The organism is Bradyrhizobium barranii subsp. barranii, from assembly GCF_017565645.3.
Taxonomy (GTDB): domain Bacteria; phylum Pseudomonadota; class Alphaproteobacteria; order Rhizobiales; family Xanthobacteraceae; genus Bradyrhizobium; species Bradyrhizobium barranii.
In genome coordinates this window covers 990,115-1,007,038 of the sequence record NZ_CP086136.1, presented here as the reverse complement: position 1 = coordinate 1,007,038, position 16,924 = coordinate 990,115, and the positions used below count along the sequence as shown (strand labels likewise).

The following is a 16,924-nucleotide window of genomic DNA, read 5'->3' as shown; positions in this document are numbered from 1 at the left end:
ATTGATTTTCTTGAAATTTCGGTCCTGAGTGCCACACGAAAGTGCCACACAGACCATGGTTTCTCTGAAGTTCTCGATGTCCCAACGTGCCGGCTCGACCGTTCCCCAATTCCGCATTCGTGTTCCCACCAAGATCGTCGATCGACTACGCGGCAAGCGCGTGTTGCTCAGCATCAGCACACCAGACGACTATCCGTTCGTCCGGACGGTGACCATCGGAAGCGACGTAGCGTTTAGTCTCGGGACGGACGACAGGAATATTGCGGAGGCGCGACAGGCCAACGCTCTGGATCATCTTCGCCGGTTGTTTGATCTGACCGAAGCGGCTCCGATCAGTCTCAGTCACAAAGACATGGTCGCGCTGAGCGGCGAGACCTATCGGCTGTATCAGGAAATCCACCGCGACAACCCCGGCGAACCCGACGCATGGATGTATCACAAAGCGCTCAGTCGCGCAGCCCTTGAAGGTCGCATCAAAAACCCACCGCCAGCGGCCTTGATGCCGAACGAGGTGAACACCGCGACGGAACTGTTTGGGACTGGTGATCTGACTGCGGCTGTCAACGCCTTCCCGGCCGACCAGTATGACGCGCTTGAAGATCGGTTCGGACTTCTCGCGGATTGGGTGCTGATCCGTCAGCGCATCCACCTAAACCCGAATGACCGGCAACGATTCTTGCGCTTGGTCGGCATGGCCAGTCTTGATGCGGGCTGGCAGTTACGGCGCAATGCGGAGGGTGATTACAGTCCTGATCCGAAAGCGCAGCGCTTCCCAGCGATCGAAAGCGTCGCAGCGATCAAGCCGCGGCAGACGATCACCGGCCTGCTCGACCTGTGGTGGGCTGAAGCCAAAGCAACTGGCCGCAGTCGGACCACCTATGACACTTATAAGGGGGCCGTTGATCGACTGGTTAAGCATCTTGGTCATGACGATGCCAACCGCGTGACCGAGCAGGACATGCTTGCATTCAAGGATGCCCGTCTGAAGGTCGTGACCGCAAAGACCTTGAAGGATGGTGATCTGCCGGGGATCAAATCCGTTCTTGGTTGGGCAGTAGACAATCGGAAGCTGACGAACAATCCAGCCGACGCAATCAAGGTCAAGGCGGAAAAGAAAATCCGGACTCGATCGAAGGGTTTCACAGATCAGGAAGCCGGCGCAATCTTCGACGCTTGCTGTACATACGTGCAGAAGCAGAAAGAGGACCCGAGAACCGCCGCCGCCAAGCGGTGGGCACCGCTGATCGCCTGCTACACGGGCTGCCGGATTGCGGAGGCGCTACAGCTTCGCAAGGAGGATGTTCGCGACGAGTCGGGCCACCATGTTTTTGATCTCAATCCACTTGCTGGCAGCATCAAGACCGGGACTTACCGGCTGGTCCCAGTCCATCCACACCTGATCGAACTCGGACTGTTGCGCTTCGTCGCTGGCTCGGGCAACGGCCCGCTGTTCGCGAAAGGCAGCTACAAACGTGTTCTTGATTTTGTTCGGGCAGTCGTAACCGACGAACGAGTCCAGCCTAACCACGCATGGCGGCACCGCCTCAAGTCAGTTAGCCGCAACCTCGGATTCGATCCGCGAGTCGTCGATGCCATTCAGGGCCACGCAGCCCGAACATCTGGCGAGGACTACGGCGACGTGTCGGTAATCGCCATGGCCCGTGTGATCAATGCTATTCCTCGGATTGCAAAAAACGCCCCCGGCCGGATTGGCTGAGGGCGTTGATAAAGGTCGGTTGGCAAAATCTAGTTCAGCGTGTCCGGTTCACCGAGCACTTCCAACAATGCCACCGCCTGTTCGTAGCTATCGCACGGGATCGCGTTCGCCCGGCAAAAGGACGTGACGCCATCGGCGCTGATATTGCGAAGGACCGCGGCGCCTTTGATAGTCAGTGTTCCGATTCCAAAAGGCTGAGCGAAGTCCTGCCATACGGCTAAAACCACGTCGTTGTCCTCTATGATCTGGCGGACGGGTTTCGTCGTGCCGTCCATCAGCGTCTTGTTTGCGTTTGCCATCGCGACGAACGTCGACAGCGTGGTGACAAGCTCAGTCATATATTTTTCTCCTCGCAAGATTGAGGGTGATCATGAGGTATCGCTTTTTGGAGTGTCCACGCGAACCAAATGAGAACGCCCCCCGGCCGGCTTGACCGAGCTAAGAACGAGCCGAGGTCAGCAGGCACCGCGCGCATTTTCTGCATCAAGATCGATTTCGCCAGCCGGATTCATCGACCATTTGCGGCGCCATCTCGGAGCAGCCATCTCATCGATAAGTCTGCCCGAACTACCGACCGTTGGCAGCCACATTGCGTCAATGCCTCTGTGGAGCCGCTTCAGGCTCACCGAGCGCATCCTGAAAATCTCCGGCTCATTCGGATCGAATGCGACATAGCGGCTGCTTTCTTTGATGATGCTGTAGTTGCGATAGTCCACCTGAGTCCTCTCTGTGTGTTGGCCGGAGGCACTATGCAGGAGGCTCCATTTGCTTCAAGGCTGTTGCATTCGCACGAATGCAAACGAGAGAGCCATCAAAGCGAGGGTACGTCCGCCTCGCAATGATGACTCTCCCTCCCGGCCGTGCGTTAGGTGTACTCGCTCTCTGAGTCGTGGACACGCCAGTTCATCGACTCGTCAACCCGGCGCTGCACCAGCGTTGCGAGGGCTTCCGGGTCGTGACTGTTGCCGTTGATGTGGATCGCGACAGAGCCGCGGCCGGCACCACCAAAGTCACCCCTCATCGGGACGCCAGACGTCGGGGCAGCAGGAACATTCTTGATCGCGTCGGCGGGGGCCGGCACGTTATTGATGTTCTGCTCGATGAATTTGCGGTAGTTGATCGCACCTTGGCGACCCTTGCCGTAGCTCGATCCCGGACCAACCCAATCAGTGAACTCGTTGCCGTCCTTCGGGCTGATCTTAAAACCCTTGATGCCGGTTTGCGCCGAGCCGTTGGGATCGGTTGCCAAGCCTTGATCAGTGTAGCCGCCGATAACATGGCTTCCAGCCAGAGCACGCCTTGTGTAGGCGTCGTAATTTTCGAACAGCTTCGGATTTCTCTTCAGTCGTTCGATCGCTCCGTATATTTCACCACGACGGATGGGCCCGTAGAAGCTGTTATACTTGCCGGTTCGCGGATTGACGCTGCGAACGCCATCGGCTGAGAAGCCGAGCATCTGACGCAGTGTCTTGCCTTGCATGTCAGCACGGTTCATGAGGCTCTCGATGGTGCCCCCCTTGCTGATGCCTTCGGTAGCTTGGATGGCTGCGAGGTGCATTCTCAGGGTCGGATCATTCTTCAACTCTTCACCGAAGCGAGCGCGTCGGGCAGCGAGGAAGTCGCTTCCTGCGAGACCTGCGCCGACACTCATATCGGCAGCTCCACCCGCGGGGATTTCGGTCCCAACGCTGGGAGTGCTGTAGCTCATTCCGACCTTGCCGCCGCGCCGGATGATACCGCCCGACCCAACACCGAAGTTGGGAAGCATGCCGCCCGGCGTAGCGCCCTTGATCAGGGCGTCGGGAGTGCCGACACCGCTGAGCAGGCGCCCTATACCTCCATCTCCACCGCCAGAAGACGCAGCGCCCTGATAGGCATACTGGAGTCCGCCGGCACGGCTGCGGGAGCTGAAGTCCGTGGCGCCCATGAACGAAGCTCGCTCGATCTTTCCGCCGAGGTTGTCGAGCTTGTTCCCGATGAAGCTCATCGGGTGAACGTCCGCGGGGTTGAAGCCGTCGCCACTCTGCTTTTGGTACAGCTCTTTCTTGTGCTGGCGTTGACGCTCTCGCCATTGGCTCGTCGTTTCTCCCGGCCGTTTCTTTGAGGCATCCGATGTGCCGGCATCGTTGTTCTCCGCGAGGGCCCACGCGAGCAGGGCAGCGGTGCCAACAGGGTTGCCGGTGGCGGCACCTAGCAACGCCCGACCACCGAGCAGGCCCGCGATGCGGCTGATGATGTTCGCAACGCCAGCTAACACGGCCATGAGCGGGGCGAGCGTTCCCAGCGCGATGGAGAGCGCAACAATCTGGCCGACCAGCTTACCCAGGACTTCAGCGCTGTTGCCGTCCTTTCCCATGGCGGTGGCAACGCCCTTCAGCATGCTGATGATGGTGTCAGAGACTGACTTGAGCCCGTTCACGAAGCCCGACGCAAAGCCGATGATCTTGTCCACGTCGATGGACGAAAGTTTCGCTGCGATCTTGTCGAGTGCGTCGCCCATGTTGGCGACGCCAAAGGCCTTCTTCAGCCGCTCGACAAGGTCTCGGGACTTCTCCGCGATCTTGCTGGAGGTGAAGATGCCGGTATGTCGATCGAACCAATCGGATACCTCGATGAAGCTCTGCTCGAAGCCGCTCCCGAATTTCTCCCATGCGAGACCAAACATCGCCTTGATGCGGTCCCAGCGCTTCTGAAGCGAGTTAAGCTTGGTACGGGAGAACGCGGAGACCGCATCGCTCTTCTGGTCGATTTCCTTCAACGTCTCCCGGATTTGGTCGGCAGCCTTGGCCATCTGCACCAGTTCGTCCCGCCACTCCCGCATGCCGGCAAGGTTCGCGAATTTAGCCCGGCTCTGCTCAGACATGTTCCTCATCTTCGAAAACATGTCCAACATGAACTCGGTTGGAGCCGATGCCAATCTCTGAGCCATCTGCGCCCGGCCGCCGTAACCGATCATACGTGCAGCCTGATCCAGATCCTTCGCGCGCGCGCCGCGAGCATTTCCGGCGTTCGCAAATTCTGAGGTCAGGAAGCCAACGAACGTGCCGGCCTTGTTCGGCTGTAAGCCTGCCGAGATACCGACCGACGTGAACGCGGACAGGTCGGTTTCCTTCATCTTCGTGGTGCTCAAGGCGGACAGCGCACGCTTGTTCGCCTCTACCACCTCGTTCGGGTCTGCGGCGGTCGCAGCGGCGGCGACGGCCACCGAGGTCATCATCCGGGCGACGCGGGCCGGATCGGCGTTCCGGACGTTACCATAGAGGCTGGTTGCGGTCTTGCCGGCCAACTTCATCAGCTCGCCGATGTTCATTTCCAGCGCCGACGACGCCTCCAAGGCGTTTTCCGTGACCTTCTTTGCAGCGGTGGCGTCGAAGCCTTGCTTAAGCGCCTCGGTGTAGCTGTCCAGAACAGCCGCTGCGGATTCGCCAAACCTGATCGCAACCTGATCTGACCAGTCACCGCGAAGCCGCTTCACTTCCGCTGCGGACAGACCACCGAAAATTTGTGCCTTCGTCTCCGCCACGTCGGATTCCATTCGTTTCTTAAAGGCGGATGCGACGCCGGAGATGGTGATGCCCCCTGAGATGAGCGCGGTGGTTGGCGAAATGCCACGGGGGAGCGCGCCACGGCCGCCGGAGTTGGCACCACGACCAACGGCGCGTTGCTCAGCCTGCCTGCGGTTGTAGGTCTGCCGGTCGAGGCGATCCAGTTCACGATGGAACGCCCGCGCGTCACGCAGGCTGTCTGCATAGGCCGACTTCCATTCAGTGCGATAGGCCGACGCAGCCCTGCGAGCGTCGTCGGTGAACTTCTGTAGGCCTGCCGATAGGCTGTCTGGAAACAGCTTAGGCGCGGAGATGCCGTTGATGGAGTTGATTACCGCCTTAAGCTTCTGGAGGTTTTTTTGGAGGCCAGCGACCACAGGGCTCATGCTGTCGGTCGCGCTCAATTGGACGTGGAGTAGGAGGTTCTCTGACATGGTCTCTCTTGTTCGTTGGCGCGACCGAGCACGCGGACGGTGACGGCGTAAATCGCCTTTTGGAAAATGCGCTCATATTGCGCGTGAAATGGTGACGCCCGATGATTTCGGGGGTGGGGGTGCGGATGCATGAACCTCCCGCGCGTGTGGGGGTACATCCCCGAAGGTCTGGGGTGGTCGTAAGTCCGCTTTTTGTTGGTGGCTAAGGAAAACCGCTCAGCCAATGCCGGGGCCATGCGGCACAAAAATTCGCGGCTTCACCCTCCCGCGCTTGCGAGCGCTGGGAAACCTTGGCAGCCCGGTGGCATGCGCAACGCGAGCAAGGCCTTGCGCAGGGAAGATGCTGAGCCTATGTGTTGCCGCGAAGTCTCGTCACGAGACCTGTGCGCCTCCGCTTCGTCGGGGACCGTGCTCATCGCAACGCGCCGCATCGATCATCAACACAAGGGCTGTGCCGTATCTGGCCCGGCCCATGGAAGGATCATGCCATGAGCACGACAGTCACACTCAAAGCCGTCCAGCGTCGTTTCGAACGCTCGCAGAACTACCGCAGCAAAATTTGCGCGCTCTCGCCACGGGAGCGGCAGGGCCTGCACGGCAGCCGCTTCGCTTTGATCGAAGGCAACTCCATCTTGGACGCTGGCGATCTGGAGGCGGTGCAGCGCTGGTGCCGAGACGCGGGCGTGTTGCACCGGAGCGAAACGATCGTGGCATAGCTGGTGCTGCAAGGCGGCTGGACCGGCGATAACCGCCGGTCCGCCGTCTGTTACGGGTACAAGATTTGTGTTGACGGAGACTTGGGCTACTCGTTACAGATACGTCAACGGACGTTGAAGTATTCGTAACAGGCGGGCCATGGCGCAGCACAATGGGAAGTTCGTCACCTACTACCGAGTTTCCACCGGCAAGCAGGGTAAGTCTGGTCTCGGCATCGAGGCTCAACGGGCCGCGGTTGCTGCCTATCTCAACGGTGGCGATTGGACGATCGTTGCCGAGTTCACCGAGGTGGAGTCGGGTAAGCGATCTGACCGGCCCGCGCTGGAGCAGGCACTGGCCGCCGCGCGACTGCATCGGGCCGCGCTGGTGGTTTCCAAGGTTGACCGCCTTACTCGCTCTGTCGCCTTCCTGTCCCGCCTGCTTGAGGCCGGCGTTGACGTTCGGTTCGCGGACCTGCCCGTGATCGAAGGCGCTACCGGCCGTTTCCTTCTTCAGCAGATGGTGGCAGTGGCGGAGTTGGAAGCCGGCATGATCTCAGCCCGCACCAAAGCGGCACTGGCGGCGGCCAAGCGTCGAGGGAAGAAGCTTGGCGGCAACCGTGGTGTTGTCCCCGGTGCGAAGATGCAGGACGCCTCCCGGAAAGCCCTACTGGACCGCACGACGAAACATGCGGCAGATATCGGCCCGACGATCCGCAAGCTACAGGCGGACGGCGCAACGTCGCTACGGTCGATTGCAGATGGCTTGAATGAGGCCGGCATTCCGACTGCGCTCGGCAACGGAAAGTGGCAGGCCGTGCAAGTTCAGCGAGTTCTCGCGCGTTTATCGCAGTGACACGCAATAGCTGACGGCGCTAGTGAACGTCCCGCTTGGGCACGATCGGGCGGGCAGACGGGCAAAGGCGCGTGGCGTGTCCACATGGAGCGCGATGCAGCACGGTCCCGACGCCAAATACCCGACCGGGCACACGCTGCCGGCTTTGGCGATTTGGTCGCGACCGTCGACGGGTACGCAGTACGGGCCGGCAAGTGCGGGAGGCGCAACAGTGAGAGCCAACGCGAGTGCGTGCAGTCCTGCGAGTCGTCTCAATATCATCTGTTGCGCCTCCGATGGACCGCGGCGACTCTGGAGAAGCTGAAAACCGCGGTCCAAACATTTAGGCAGCCGGCGCTGCCGCTGCTACCTCTCTTTCGACTTCGTCGAGCTTTGCACGGGCGGCCTTGAGATCAGCCTCGGCCGCTGGAACACTGGCCAGTGCGCGTTCATGCGCCTCAAGCGCGGCTGCCACGGCGGCCTGAGCGGCGGCAAGTCGCTGGCCCCGTTCGCGGGCCACGAGATGCTGAGCCCGTTGCTCCCGTGCATCAGGCGGAATCGCTTCGATGGCCTCCCTTGTGGCAACTGCACTTCGTAATCTTCGATAGGTCATGCGCGGTTCCTCATGATGTCGTCCATCATCGTCTTGGTGATGCCGGTGGCTCTGGCATGGCGTGCATGCCACGCGGCGTCGAGTGGACGTTTCCGACGCATCTCGGTGATTGTCCGCTCTGCGTCCGGCTTGTCGGGCTGTTGCAGTCGGCCGAACCCGCTCGGAGCCCGGTCATGCAGGTCGCGAAGATAGTCCTGGACGGACAGCGAGCCCTTGCCGGGGATCGTGATCAGGTCACCGTCCAACTTGCTGCCGGCGAGGTCGATTGCGACTGTCGCCATGGTCGTGGAGTTGAGCGCGTAGCCCTTGGCGCGTGCGGCAGAGACGACGGCGTCCTCAATTGCGTCCGTGGTCATCTTAGGCTGCCTCATGTTCGCGGCGAAGGCCGGCGATCAGATATCGGCGCATCTTCGAGCTACGGTTCGCGCACGAAGGATCATCTTGAGCGGCGGCAGCGTCGATCCTGTCGAGCAGGATTTTGGGCAGCTTCAGCGCTACGTGTACCATCGGTGAGCAGACAAGCTCATCCGGGGCGAAGGGGTCGGTTTTCTTCATGGTGTTCTTCCAGGGGTGTAGAAAAGCAAAAACCCGCCGGGCAAGTTGCCGAGCGGGTTGGGTGTCAGTGGTGTAGAAAAGCGATGGGCTCCCTCGCGGGAGCCCTATCGTTCAATCCGGTGCCAATGTAGCCAACATAGTCTCACGATATGGGGAAAAAGTCAATGCGACTTGGCTCGGAATGCAAATCGGACCCGGAAATGAAATTCATCTTTTAAAGAAAAGGCGACCCGCGAGTCGGCAGACCTTTCCATCGCCCTTGATCGATCATCCCCGATGACGTGCAGGAGGCCCGTACAGAGGCCGGGGGCGCTTGCCTGGGATTGGAGCCTCCCGCTCTGAATAACGTACAGAAGGTCGATTATCAGGCCTGATAGCAACGGGAGTTTTCACGCCACTGGCGAGCGGCGCACAGCGCTTCAAGCGCCGCTCCGTCCATTGCCCGTGCCTTTCGTACCCGGAGGGTCGTCCTCAGGGTCTCTGCCTGATCCACGGTGAGCGGTCGATCGGGTCTCAGGGTGCCTTCGTCGTCGCCGTCTTGTTGGATGGTGAGGAAGCTGAGCTTCTGCTTGGCGCTGGTCCATGCTCTGGCACTGGAGCATGCGAGATGCGCATAGACCTCGCGGCCGTCCGTCGAGAGGTGGCCGATCAAGCCTGTGATGCGCCAGTCACCACAGGCGTCCCGCCTGAGGCTGGTCTTTGCTGCGCCGATGGTCGCGGCGAACGCGGCCAGCTTGTCCCGGTCGGCCGCCTTGTCGTCGATGTCGGAGCGGCGGCGGATGGTGGTTCCGGCCGGTCGTGTCGGCCGGCTGATGTTCGTGGTGGTCATGAATGTCTTTCGCTTTGGCGGCCCGGCATGGGAGAGATGATCGTGATGTGGGTGATGATCAGCCGGTGGCGCCTCTGGTGGAGGCAGAGCACCGGCTGGCGGTCATGGGCTAGACGTCAACCTCAACGCCTCGGTTGAGATCGTCGTCACCGCTGGCGGCTTGGAAGTGCCGGTTGTCGCTCGTAGGATCATTGCCATGTCGGTCAGCGCCGCAGGCGTGTTCCTTCTCAGAGGAGTGCGCAGACACGCCCGGAGCGGAGCGACCAGGAATTTCTTCTTTGGGTTCATATGGAGGGGTTCGGTGGAGCGCTTCCTTCGAGCGATTATGGGACGGAAATTCCGTCGACCGAAGTCGGAAATCCCGTCCACCAAAGTCGGATTTTCCGTCTTCCGACCGGCACGTCGTTCCGGTGGTACCGGCACCAGATTCCGGTGGTTCCGGCACGTCGTTCCGGTCATCACCGGCATCAGATTCCTCATCGCGATCGTCTTCATCGCTCCATGACTCGGCTTCGCGCCGCTTATATTCGGCATGGTCAGCTACGTACTTCTCATACTCCGCCTCGATCGCGGCCATATTCGGTTTGGCCAGGACCGACTTGTTGGCGCGCTGCTTGATCGAAAACAGTCCGGATTTTTTGATGACGCCGTTAGCGGTGCTGATCGTGTCGAGAGAAACCTTCGTCCTGAAGCTCAGATATTTCCTGCCAGCGAAGGCGTGCCCTTCCTTCTCGGAGAGGTCGAAATACGTTACGGCGAGTGTCTTCGTCGCAGGAGTCCATCCCTCGCCATCCATCGCGAAGATCATGTTCATGAAGGCGCATTTGCTGCCGGCCGTGATGGAAGGTGATCCATCCGGATTCGTGAACATTTTGTCTTTCGTAGATGTGCGCTTGCTGTTGTTTTTTTCGGATTTTTCAGGCATACTGTTTCAGTTCGATCTTCGAGGGTTGAGCATCCAAAGGATGATTGATTACGAAAGCCCTGGCGTTGGCGCGCTGGGGCTTTCTCGCTTCTGGCGCTGGTTACTTCGCGGCGGCCTGGAGCCGTTGCAGACGTTCCTCGATAGCCTGCCGAACGAACTCAGATCTGCCCTGACGCAGGTTCAGGCGTGCTTCATCCAGCGCAGCCAGTTGGTGCGCTGATAACCTGAAGCCAACATGTGGCCGTGCGGTATCGGGATCGTAGAAAAGGCGGTTAGTCATAGTTCCTCCAAAACAAAAACGCCCCGGCGGGATTGCCGAGGCGTCGGACAGGTCGACGACAAAAAGCCCCACCTACGGCGGGGCTTCCGATCAAAAATTACAGCGATGATGGATCAAGGCCTATCACGAACCCGCGCGGGCGTCAAATTTTGAACCAGAAACCACTCTGCCGAGCGGCCCGGTGTAACGATGCTGAGTCAGTGACGCGCGTTTGGATCGTCAGAGCAGCCGGTGTGCGCCCCGGCTCCACTGATCCAAGCTCGATAGCACCAAGAGCGATGTAGCTCCTTGACCATAGGCCCGCAGGATCATCTTGGCAGATTACCAATTAGATCGAAGAGTGCGGCCCGGTGCGCATCGATCGTGTCTGGAGACGTCTTCGCCGATAACGACGCTCTGTCCTTCCTACCAAGGAAGTAGGATATCCGCTCAGCGTTGGCTCCGCTCGGATGGGGCAAACCGACCAGCAGCCGATCTGCCGACAGAAGCCCGCGCTTAACGAGCAATGCAAGTCCTTCGCTCACCTTTGGCCCCAAAGGAACCCACACCGCATTCGGCAATGCGGACACTTCCTCTGCCAGATACTGAAGCAACGCCTGCCGCAACAGCGGCGTGGTGATCATCGACGGCGAGCCGCCGTAGTTCTCTCCATTGATGAAGACCGGGTATCGGATAGCACTGGTGAAGTGAACAAGATCGCTCCGCGACGTCCAAAGCTCCGCCGTGCTGCCCAAGCCCATCCAACCCGCAAGCCCGATATAGTCCAGCATCGCCACTAGGTTCGCTCTCATGGGCCCCGAAAAGCTCGCGAACGTCTTTGCTGCTCCAAGGGCGGTACCGTGATCAGCACCCGCAATGAGTTGGCGTCGTAATTCGCCCAACGCATTCCGGGCCTGTTGGGCTCCCGGAGTAATCCCGACGATGGCAATCCGGGCGCCATGCTGAATATGTTCGAAGGGCGCATAGCTTATCGCCAGCGGCTGCTGTTGCGCGAGAAGGAGTCGACCACCAAGCGTGACGTCGGCGGCAATCTCGCTCTCAGGAACTTCCGTAATCAGGCTCGCGAAGCGTTGTAGTTCCGACACTTCAATCCTCTTTGCAGTCGCGAACGACATAGGCCATTCGCGCAGACACTGTCTGCTATCGTTAGTCGCCTTTGATAGCGATTGGCACGAGCGCACCCGCATCACGATCGTAGAAATAATTGACGATCGACCCATCCTTCAATCGCGCAACCGCCTCGCCAATAATGAAGGATGGCACCAAGAACCATTCACGGGGCCGTACCTTCTGGCCAAAGCGGTCCGTGATCTCGATGTCGAGCCGCGCCGATGCAAAGAAATCGTGCAGCAAATGTTCGAGCTTAACCCGGTCGATGTTGTAGAGGGTGTAGGTCGTCACTGGATGTACGGGGGCCATCAGGAACGTTGGATCGTCCTTGGCATTCTGAATGCGGATTTCCATCTTGCCAGAAGTGAAGCCGATCTTGTGGAGCGCGCCGTCCAATTTGCGGATTTCCGGGTCGTCTGAAAGACTCTTCACTACGTAAATCATTCCCGTCTGCGCGTCGCCCGCAGCAGGCGTGTCCGTAAAGAGCGGCCCCATGTCGGTGGTGGTGATCCGGCGGCCGTTGGGGTCTTTGTACAGCTCGGTCGCAAGCGAACGTAAAAGGTTGTTGCCTTCGGTTCCGTTATCGAAAATGAGTCGCAGTCGCGCATTCTTCTTGCCGTTGCGGATGTGTGTCTCGCCCACCTCCGCGACGTAAACGAGCACGCCGTTCAGGATGAAGAACTCCCCCGCGCGGATTTCCTGCTCGTTAGCGAACGGGATGGCCTTACGCTTGCCATCCGTCATTTCGCGGACGCATTGCTCAAACAACGGCTTGAATTTATCGAACTCGGCGCACAGTTGACGCTCGGCGATCTCGTCCGGCTTGGCAACGGCTGGCTTAACATGGACGAGATCGAAGATGTCGTCTTGCGGCGTCTTCAGCAGGTCGTCGTCAAATATCTCATCGAGCGTCTGCGGCGGCTTCACCGGGGCGACCGGAAGCAGCGCGTGCCGGTCATGCGGCAACAACATGTCGTGGACGGCTGGATCGTTTAATAGGCCGTTCAGCTTCATGCGCAAGGCCCGCTCGGAGACGGAGGGCTTCTCGGTATCGCCCGGCTTGTGCTTGTGATGGTCAATGAACTTGTTGACTTCGACGAAGGTGTCGAGAATCCGCTGCTGCTCGCTGGAAGCCGCCTTGATGGCTGCCGGCTTCACATCCAGCAACGGATCGCTACCGCTCAAGAGATCATCCAACGTCGGCTTGGGCATGGCCGCTTACCCTGACTGCTGGGCGCGCATCTGCTCGCGCTTCTTGGCCCTGATCCATTCGAGCGCCTCGGCGAGGCGGCGTTCCATCGGGCTTTGCGCCGTGAGGCTCGGCTCGCGCCCATGCGTCTCGTTGAAACTCTTGATGCGCGGCCAAAGCGCTACCGCTTCCTCCTCGGTCATCTGGATACGCCGCGCGGTGATGGCGCCATGGATGCGCTTCAGCACATCGGCATCGACGGACTTCGACATGATCTCGTAGGCGAGCTGGAAGGGATTGATGCTGTCGATCAAATCGATGTTGAGGTCTTTCACGTTGATGAACTTGTCCGCCATCTTAATGAGATTGTCGTTCAGCTCCGGCAGGCCGCCGTTGCTGCTCGCCTTGAAGGCTGCGTTGGCGACGACATGCTGGCGGACCTCCTCGACTTCCTGGGGCGTGAGGTCCGGGTATTTGGTCTCGATGACCTTCGGGACATAGACCTGCGTCACGACTTCCGGCGGAATCTCGTCGGGGTTCATCGCCGCGCGCAGCACGCGCTCGTCCTGCATGACCGAGGCGGTGAGATCGACGAGGTCGCTTTGGAGAATTTGCCGCACGCGCGGGGTGCTGGGCTCGGCAAAGCCCTTGATGGCGACGGTGGTTTCACTGTTCGTATAGTCGATATCGACGATCTTGGTTCCGCCGTCGATGTTGTCATCGGTGGCGCGCGTCTTGAATTTGAAGTTTGGGGCGAGCACCTGCTCCATTAGGAGCGAGGCGGCGATGGCCTTGAGCATGTTGTTAACGGCGTCGGCGACGTTGTCGGCGGATGCGTCGGGCTCGGCGATCAGGTTGGTAAACTGGGCGTGCGACTTGCCGGGGCAGTCGCGCGTGGCGCGTCCGATGATCTGGATGATCTCCGTAAGGGAGCCGCGATAGCCGACGGTAAGGGCGTGCTCGCAGTAAATCCAGTCGAAGCCCTCCTTGGCCATGCCAAGGGCAATGATGATGTCGACGTCGTCGCGATCTTTGATGTTGCGCAGCGTTTCCATCACTTGGTTACGGGTCTTCTCGTCGTCCTCGACGAGATCGGCCACCTTGAGAACCTTGCCGCTCTTGTGCCGGACATGATGAAGCCCGGTAGCCGCGTCGGTCTGTATCACGTCGCCGAGGTGATCGAGGATACGGTCGACTTCCTCGTACTTCTCCTTGGTGCTCTCGGCGGCGTTCACGCTTGGAATATGAATGATGGTCTTCTTGTCGGGATCGAGGACCTCGTTGATCGCATCGAGATAGCGGCGGCGGTAGAAATGGTACCCGATGCCGAGGCTCTTCAGATAAGTGTAACCGTTGAGCTGCTCATAGTAAGTGTAGCTGACACGAGTAAAGCGCTCTTCGTCTTCCGGGCGAAGTACGGGAATGCTGTCGCCCCGGAAATAGCTGCCGGTCATGGCCACGATATGGGCGCGGCCATCGGCCAGCAGGCCGCGAACGACCTCGCCGAGACGGCTATCCGCATCGGCCGAGGCGTGGTGGAATTCGTCAACGGCGAGCAGACAATTGGCAAACGGGTCCGCGCCGATTTTGTCATAAGCGAAGCGCAAGGTGGCATGGGTGCAAATCAGCACCTCGGCGTCGCTCTCCATGAACACCTGAAACCTTCCAACCTTGCCCGCATCGCCGCCCGCCGTGCACAGGTTCCATTCCTCATCGACGAGCCAATCGCGAAAGAAGCCGTGGTCGGTGAGTTTGGTCGGGCGGAATGACGCGCCGATCGACCTTTCGGGAACGGCGACGATGACTTTGCGGATGCCCTGATGTTGCAGCTTGTCGAGCCCGATGAACATCAAAGCGCGGGACTTGCCGGAGGCAGGCGGCGCCTTGACCAGGAGATACTGGGAGCCGCGTTCGGTGTAGGCGCGCGCCTGCATCGCGCGCATGCCCATCGCGTCCTGCTTCTGGCTCGCGCCGGTCTGCCCGTAGGTGACATGCACAAAATCAGGCACTCAGGACCTCCTTCTGCTCGACGGAAGTCATCTCCGCGTACATCTTAAAAAGATGTTCGAGTCGCTCGGTGTCGTTCTTGAAGGCACGTCCGATGTAAATCTTTTCCAGCGTATCATCGAGCTCAGTATGAGCATCGAGAAGAGATTGGGGCATGGTGTCTGGGTCGTAAAGCCAATCAAGTATCTTGCCGGGGTAGCTCTCGCGCGCCGAGATGATGCTCCAAGCATGACCTTCGAGCGTAGCCTTTTGGGACGCATCGAGAGGCGGCACCGGAAAGGTGTTATAAACAAGCGTATTTGAATAGCGCGGGTCGGTCTTAAGTCGACCAGCGACGGCGGTCATCCAGATGACATGGAGCCTTGAGGAAAGAATGCTGAACCAGAATGTTTCCGGGTCGTAGGTAACCTGAACCGTATCCGTCACGATCACAGAAGCGTCGAGCATCCCTACGGGGAGATAGAAACGGCGTTCCGTCGTGTAGCGGGGTATGAGCAAGATGCTGTCTTTAGCCCGTCCTATTCGTGAGAGTGCGGCTTTTTGGCCCGATTGATGCGGCCGCACATCTTGTCTGACGAGGCGCACAGGATTGCCTTCGGCTTTTCACCGCCTGACGACCCGTACTTTGCAACGCGCTTGAGGTATAGGTTGGGCGAACGGGGGGCGGACGCCCCGCCGGTCAAGGACCGAGCGGCAGCAACGCGCCTGGCAAGCCGCGGATCAGGTCGGCTTCGGGACATGCCGCGGCAAACGCAAGGCGAATGCGGCTCGTGGTCTCGACCACACGGGCAGCGATTTTCAAGAGACGAAGACGCAGCGTCGCGAACTCGGCAGCGGCCAATTCCCGGGCTTTGGGAATGGCGTCGCGCACGGTCAGCATCAGCCAATAAGCGGCCGTATGGAGCACGAGACGGACCTGGTTGGCGAGCGCCGAACGGCAGCTGGTGCGGTCGGAGGCGAGCTGTGTCTTATGCAGCTTGATCAGATTCTCTGCTTGGCCGCGCGCGCAATACAGGCTGTCGTAGATCCACTCGGCCGAGCCGACATCGAGGCTGGTGACGACGAAGCGGATGTCGAGGCCGAGCATCGTCGCCTCAATACGGGCGACAGTGCGCCGTTCGCGATCCCAGGACTTTGCCTTGTGGCGCGTCTCGGTATAGCCACGCAGAACCGGCAGGTTCTCGATGGCGCGTCGCGTGCGGATGTCGTCGGCGACCTCGTCGACTTTTCTGGCGAGAGGCTTGGTGCCGGACAGACCGAAGATGTAGTCGATGCCGTTGGTCTCGCACCACGCCATGGCCTCCGGCCGGGCATAGTGCCCGTCGCCACGGAACGTAATTTGCGTGTTGTGCCATCGCGTCCGGATATGCCGTACCAGGCGGCGCAGATGGGCACGCACCTCGACGCCGCCCGGCGTCTTGCCGGGCCGCAGCACGACGGCCACGGGCCGGCTCTTCTCCGTGTCGTAGACGTGGATCGGCAGGAAGCAGCGTTCGTCATAATGAGCGTTGAACAGCGAGAGCTGCTGATGGCCGTGGACGACGTCGCAGGTATCATCGATGTCGAGCGTGACGGATGCCGGCTCGTGGGGGTAGCTATCCATCCATGCGTCGACCAAAATGTAGGTCAGCCGGATCACGTCGCGCAGGCGCGGAGCATTCTCCAGCCGCGACAGCGTCGGCTGGGAACACAAATCCCGGCCCGTGTCCGGCAGCCGTCCGCAGGCCAGTTTGAATGCCGGATCGGACCTCAGATGATCGAGGTCGTCGGCGTCCTCGTAGCCGCAGCAGATCGCGAACATGCGAGCGCGGAGCATATCGACCAGGCTGTGCACGACCCGCGTCGGATCGCGCCGATCCGGGAACACCCGGGCCAGATTGTTGGCCAAACCGAGACGCCGCTCGGCCATCGCCAGAAGCATCACGCCCCCGTTCGAGGTTAGGCGCCCACCATCGAAGGCAGCTGTGACTTTCTTGGCGTGAACGGCTGGAAACGAGAAGGGCGGAATCGTATCGTCGGTCATGGCGGGCGTGGCGTTCGCGGTTGGAGGTGATGGGGTTGGCTTCGCAACCGAATCCTACGCCGCATCAGCGCTTTACCCCTCAGGCGCACTCTTACGAATAAGACGGGTTAAGTTGAAGAAAGATTGAGTGACTCCCGATCATTTCTGTGCCGAAACGTGGAGTCGCG

Annotated in this window: 17 protein-coding genes; 3 read left to right on the top strand and 14 right to left on the bottom strand. The window is 60.0% G+C overall.

What is annotated here, in order from left to right; genetic code table 11:
• The first annotated feature begins 55 nt into the window (after positions 1–55).
• The gene (locus tag J4G43_RS04915; protein ID WP_208084173.1) at positions 56–1,717 is read left to right on the top strand and encodes a hypothetical protein; all 1,662 of its coding nucleotides are present in this window, start codon (positions 56–58) and stop codon (positions 1,715–1,717) included.
• Positions 1,718–1,746: 29 nt separating this feature from the next.
• On the opposite strand, the gene J4G43_RS04910 is transcribed toward J4G43_RS04915, so the two are convergent.
• The 3 genes from J4G43_RS04910 to J4G43_RS04900 all read right to left on the bottom strand — a co-directional run bounded on the left by J4G43_RS04910 (position 1,747) and on the right by J4G43_RS04900 (position 5,696).
• Positions 1,747–2,055, bottom strand: a complete 309-nt coding sequence (locus J4G43_RS04910; protein WP_208084172.1) for a hypothetical protein — start codon at positions 2,053–2,055, stop codon at positions 1,747–1,749.
• 117 nt (positions 2,056–2,172) lie between these two features.
• Complete coding sequence (locus J4G43_RS04905; protein ID WP_208084171.1) at positions 2,173–2,433, bottom strand: hypothetical protein; 261 nt, start codon at positions 2,431–2,433, stop codon at positions 2,173–2,175.
• Between the two features lie 149 nt (positions 2,434–2,582).
• The gene (locus J4G43_RS04900; protein WP_208084170.1) at positions 2,583–5,696 is read right to left on the bottom strand and encodes a phage tail tape measure protein; all 3,114 of its coding nucleotides are present in this window, start codon (positions 5,694–5,696) and stop codon (positions 2,583–2,585) included.
• Between the two features lie 488 nt (positions 5,697–6,184).
• On the opposite strand from J4G43_RS04900, the gene J4G43_RS04895 reads away from it, so the two are divergent.
• Positions 6,185–6,412, top strand: a complete 228-nt coding sequence (locus J4G43_RS04895) for a hypothetical protein (RefSeq protein WP_095426833.1) — start codon at positions 6,185–6,187, stop codon at positions 6,410–6,412.
• Between the two features lie 139 nt (positions 6,413–6,551).
• Complete coding sequence (locus J4G43_RS04890) at positions 6,552–7,247, top strand: recombinase family protein (protein ID WP_095426832.1); 696 nt, start codon at positions 6,552–6,554, stop codon at positions 7,245–7,247.
• 322 nt (positions 7,248–7,569) lie between these two features.
• On the opposite strand, the gene J4G43_RS04885 is transcribed toward J4G43_RS04890, so the two are convergent.
• The 11 genes from J4G43_RS04885 to J4G43_RS04835 all read right to left on the bottom strand — a co-directional run bounded on the left by J4G43_RS04885 (position 7,570) and on the right by J4G43_RS04835 (position 16,757).
• Complete coding sequence (locus tag J4G43_RS04885; RefSeq protein ID WP_152036298.1) at positions 7,570–7,839, bottom strand: hypothetical protein; 270 nt, start codon at positions 7,837–7,839, stop codon at positions 7,570–7,572.
• Positions 7,836–8,195 (bottom strand): hypothetical protein, encoded by a 360-nt coding sequence (locus J4G43_RS04880; RefSeq protein WP_095426831.1) that lies wholly within the window; start codon positions 8,193–8,195, stop codon positions 7,836–7,838. Before J4G43_RS04880 ends, J4G43_RS04885 begins: the two co-directional genes overlap by 4 nt.
• Before the next feature lies 1 nt (position 8,196).
• A complete protein-coding gene (locus J4G43_RS04875; RefSeq protein ID WP_095426830.1) occupies positions 8,197–8,394 on the bottom strand; it encodes a hypothetical protein in 198 nt (65 codons plus the stop codon).
• Positions 8,395–8,758: 364 nt separating this feature from the next.
• Positions 8,759–9,223 carry a hypothetical protein gene (locus J4G43_RS04870; protein ID WP_095426829.1) on the bottom strand — a complete coding sequence of 155 codons (465 nt, stop codon included), beginning with the start codon at positions 9,221–9,223 and terminating at the stop codon, positions 8,759–8,761.
• Positions 9,224–9,332: 109 nt separating this feature from the next.
• Entirely contained in the window at positions 9,333–10,148 is an 816-nt protein-coding gene (locus J4G43_RS04865; protein WP_152036299.1) for a hypothetical protein, read from the bottom strand.
• A gap of 100 nt (positions 10,149–10,248) precedes the next feature.
• Positions 10,249–10,428 carry a ribbon-helix-helix protein, CopG family gene (locus J4G43_RS55835; protein ID WP_095426827.1) on the bottom strand — a complete coding sequence of 60 codons (180 nt, stop codon included), beginning with the start codon at positions 10,426–10,428 and terminating at the stop codon, positions 10,249–10,251.
• Between the two features lie 308 nt (positions 10,429–10,736).
• Positions 10,737–11,543, bottom strand: coding sequence for a hypothetical protein (locus J4G43_RS04855; protein ID WP_208084169.1), 807 nt, complete (start codon positions 11,541–11,543; stop codon positions 10,737–10,739).
• 31 nt (positions 11,544–11,574) lie between these two features.
• Positions 11,575–12,750 (bottom strand): GIY-YIG nuclease family protein, encoded by a 1,176-nt coding sequence (locus J4G43_RS04850; protein ID WP_095426825.1) that lies wholly within the window; start codon positions 12,748–12,750, stop codon positions 11,575–11,577.
• Between the two features lie 6 nt (positions 12,751–12,756).
• Positions 12,757–14,736 (bottom strand): DEAD/DEAH box helicase, encoded by a 1,980-nt coding sequence (locus tag J4G43_RS04845; protein WP_095426824.1) that lies wholly within the window; start codon positions 14,734–14,736, stop codon positions 12,757–12,759.
• Positions 14,729–15,232 (bottom strand): type IIL restriction-modification enzyme MmeI, encoded by a 504-nt coding sequence (locus J4G43_RS04840; protein WP_208084168.1) that lies wholly within the window; start codon positions 15,230–15,232, stop codon positions 14,729–14,731. The genes J4G43_RS04845 and J4G43_RS04840 overlap by 8 nt, the downstream gene beginning before the upstream one ends.
• 181 nt (positions 15,233–15,413) lie before the next feature.
• Positions 15,414–16,757, bottom strand: a complete 1,344-nt coding sequence (locus J4G43_RS04835) for an IS1380-like element ISBdi2 family transposase (RefSeq protein WP_208084167.1) — start codon at positions 16,755–16,757, stop codon at positions 15,414–15,416.
• Positions 16,758–16,924 lie beyond the last annotated feature (167 nt).

Coding starts and splice junctions, on each gene's coding strand:
- J4G43_RS04915 (WP_208084173.1), top strand. CDS start 56: ATGGTTTCTCTGAAGTTCTCGATGTCCCAACGTGCCGGCTCGACCGTT.
- J4G43_RS04910 (WP_208084172.1), bottom strand. CDS start 2,055: ATGACTGAGCTTGTCACCACGCTGTCGACGTTCGTCGCGATGGCAAAC.
- J4G43_RS04900 (WP_208084170.1), bottom strand. CDS start 5,696: ATGTCAGAGAACCTCCTACTCCACGTCCAATTGAGCGCGACCGACAGC.
- J4G43_RS04895 (WP_095426833.1), top strand. CDS start 6,185: ATGAGCACGACAGTCACACTCAAAGCCGTCCAGCGTCGTTTCGAACGC.
- J4G43_RS04890 (WP_095426832.1), top strand. CDS start 6,552: ATGGCGCAGCACAATGGGAAGTTCGTCACCTACTACCGAGTTTCCACC.
- J4G43_RS04885 (WP_152036298.1), bottom strand. CDS start 7,839: ATGACCTATCGAAGATTACGAAGTGCAGTTGCCACAAGGGAGGCCATC.
- J4G43_RS04880 (WP_095426831.1), bottom strand. CDS start 8,195: ATGACCACGGACGCAATTGAGGACGCCGTCGTCTCTGCCGCACGCGCC.
- J4G43_RS04875 (WP_095426830.1), bottom strand. CDS start 8,394: ATGAAGAAAACCGACCCCTTCGCCCCGGATGAGCTTGTCTGCTCACCG.
- J4G43_RS04870 (WP_095426829.1), bottom strand. CDS start 9,223: ATGACCACCACGAACATCAGCCGGCCGACACGACCGGCCGGAACCACC.
- J4G43_RS04865 (WP_152036299.1), bottom strand. CDS start 10,148: ATGCCTGAAAAATCCGAAAAAAACAACAGCAAGCGCACATCTACGAAA.
- J4G43_RS55835 (WP_095426827.1), bottom strand. CDS start 10,428: ATGACTAACCGCCTTTTCTACGATCCCGATACCGCACGGCCACATGTT.
- J4G43_RS04855 (WP_208084169.1), bottom strand. CDS start 11,543: ATGTCGTTCGCGACTGCAAAGAGGATTGAAGTGTCGGAACTACAACGC.
- J4G43_RS04850 (WP_095426825.1), bottom strand. CDS start 12,750: ATGCCCAAGCCGACGTTGGATGATCTCTTGAGCGGTAGCGATCCGTTG.
- J4G43_RS04835 (WP_208084167.1), bottom strand. CDS start 16,757: ATGACCGACGATACGATTCCGCCCTTCTCGTTTCCAGCCGTTCACGCC.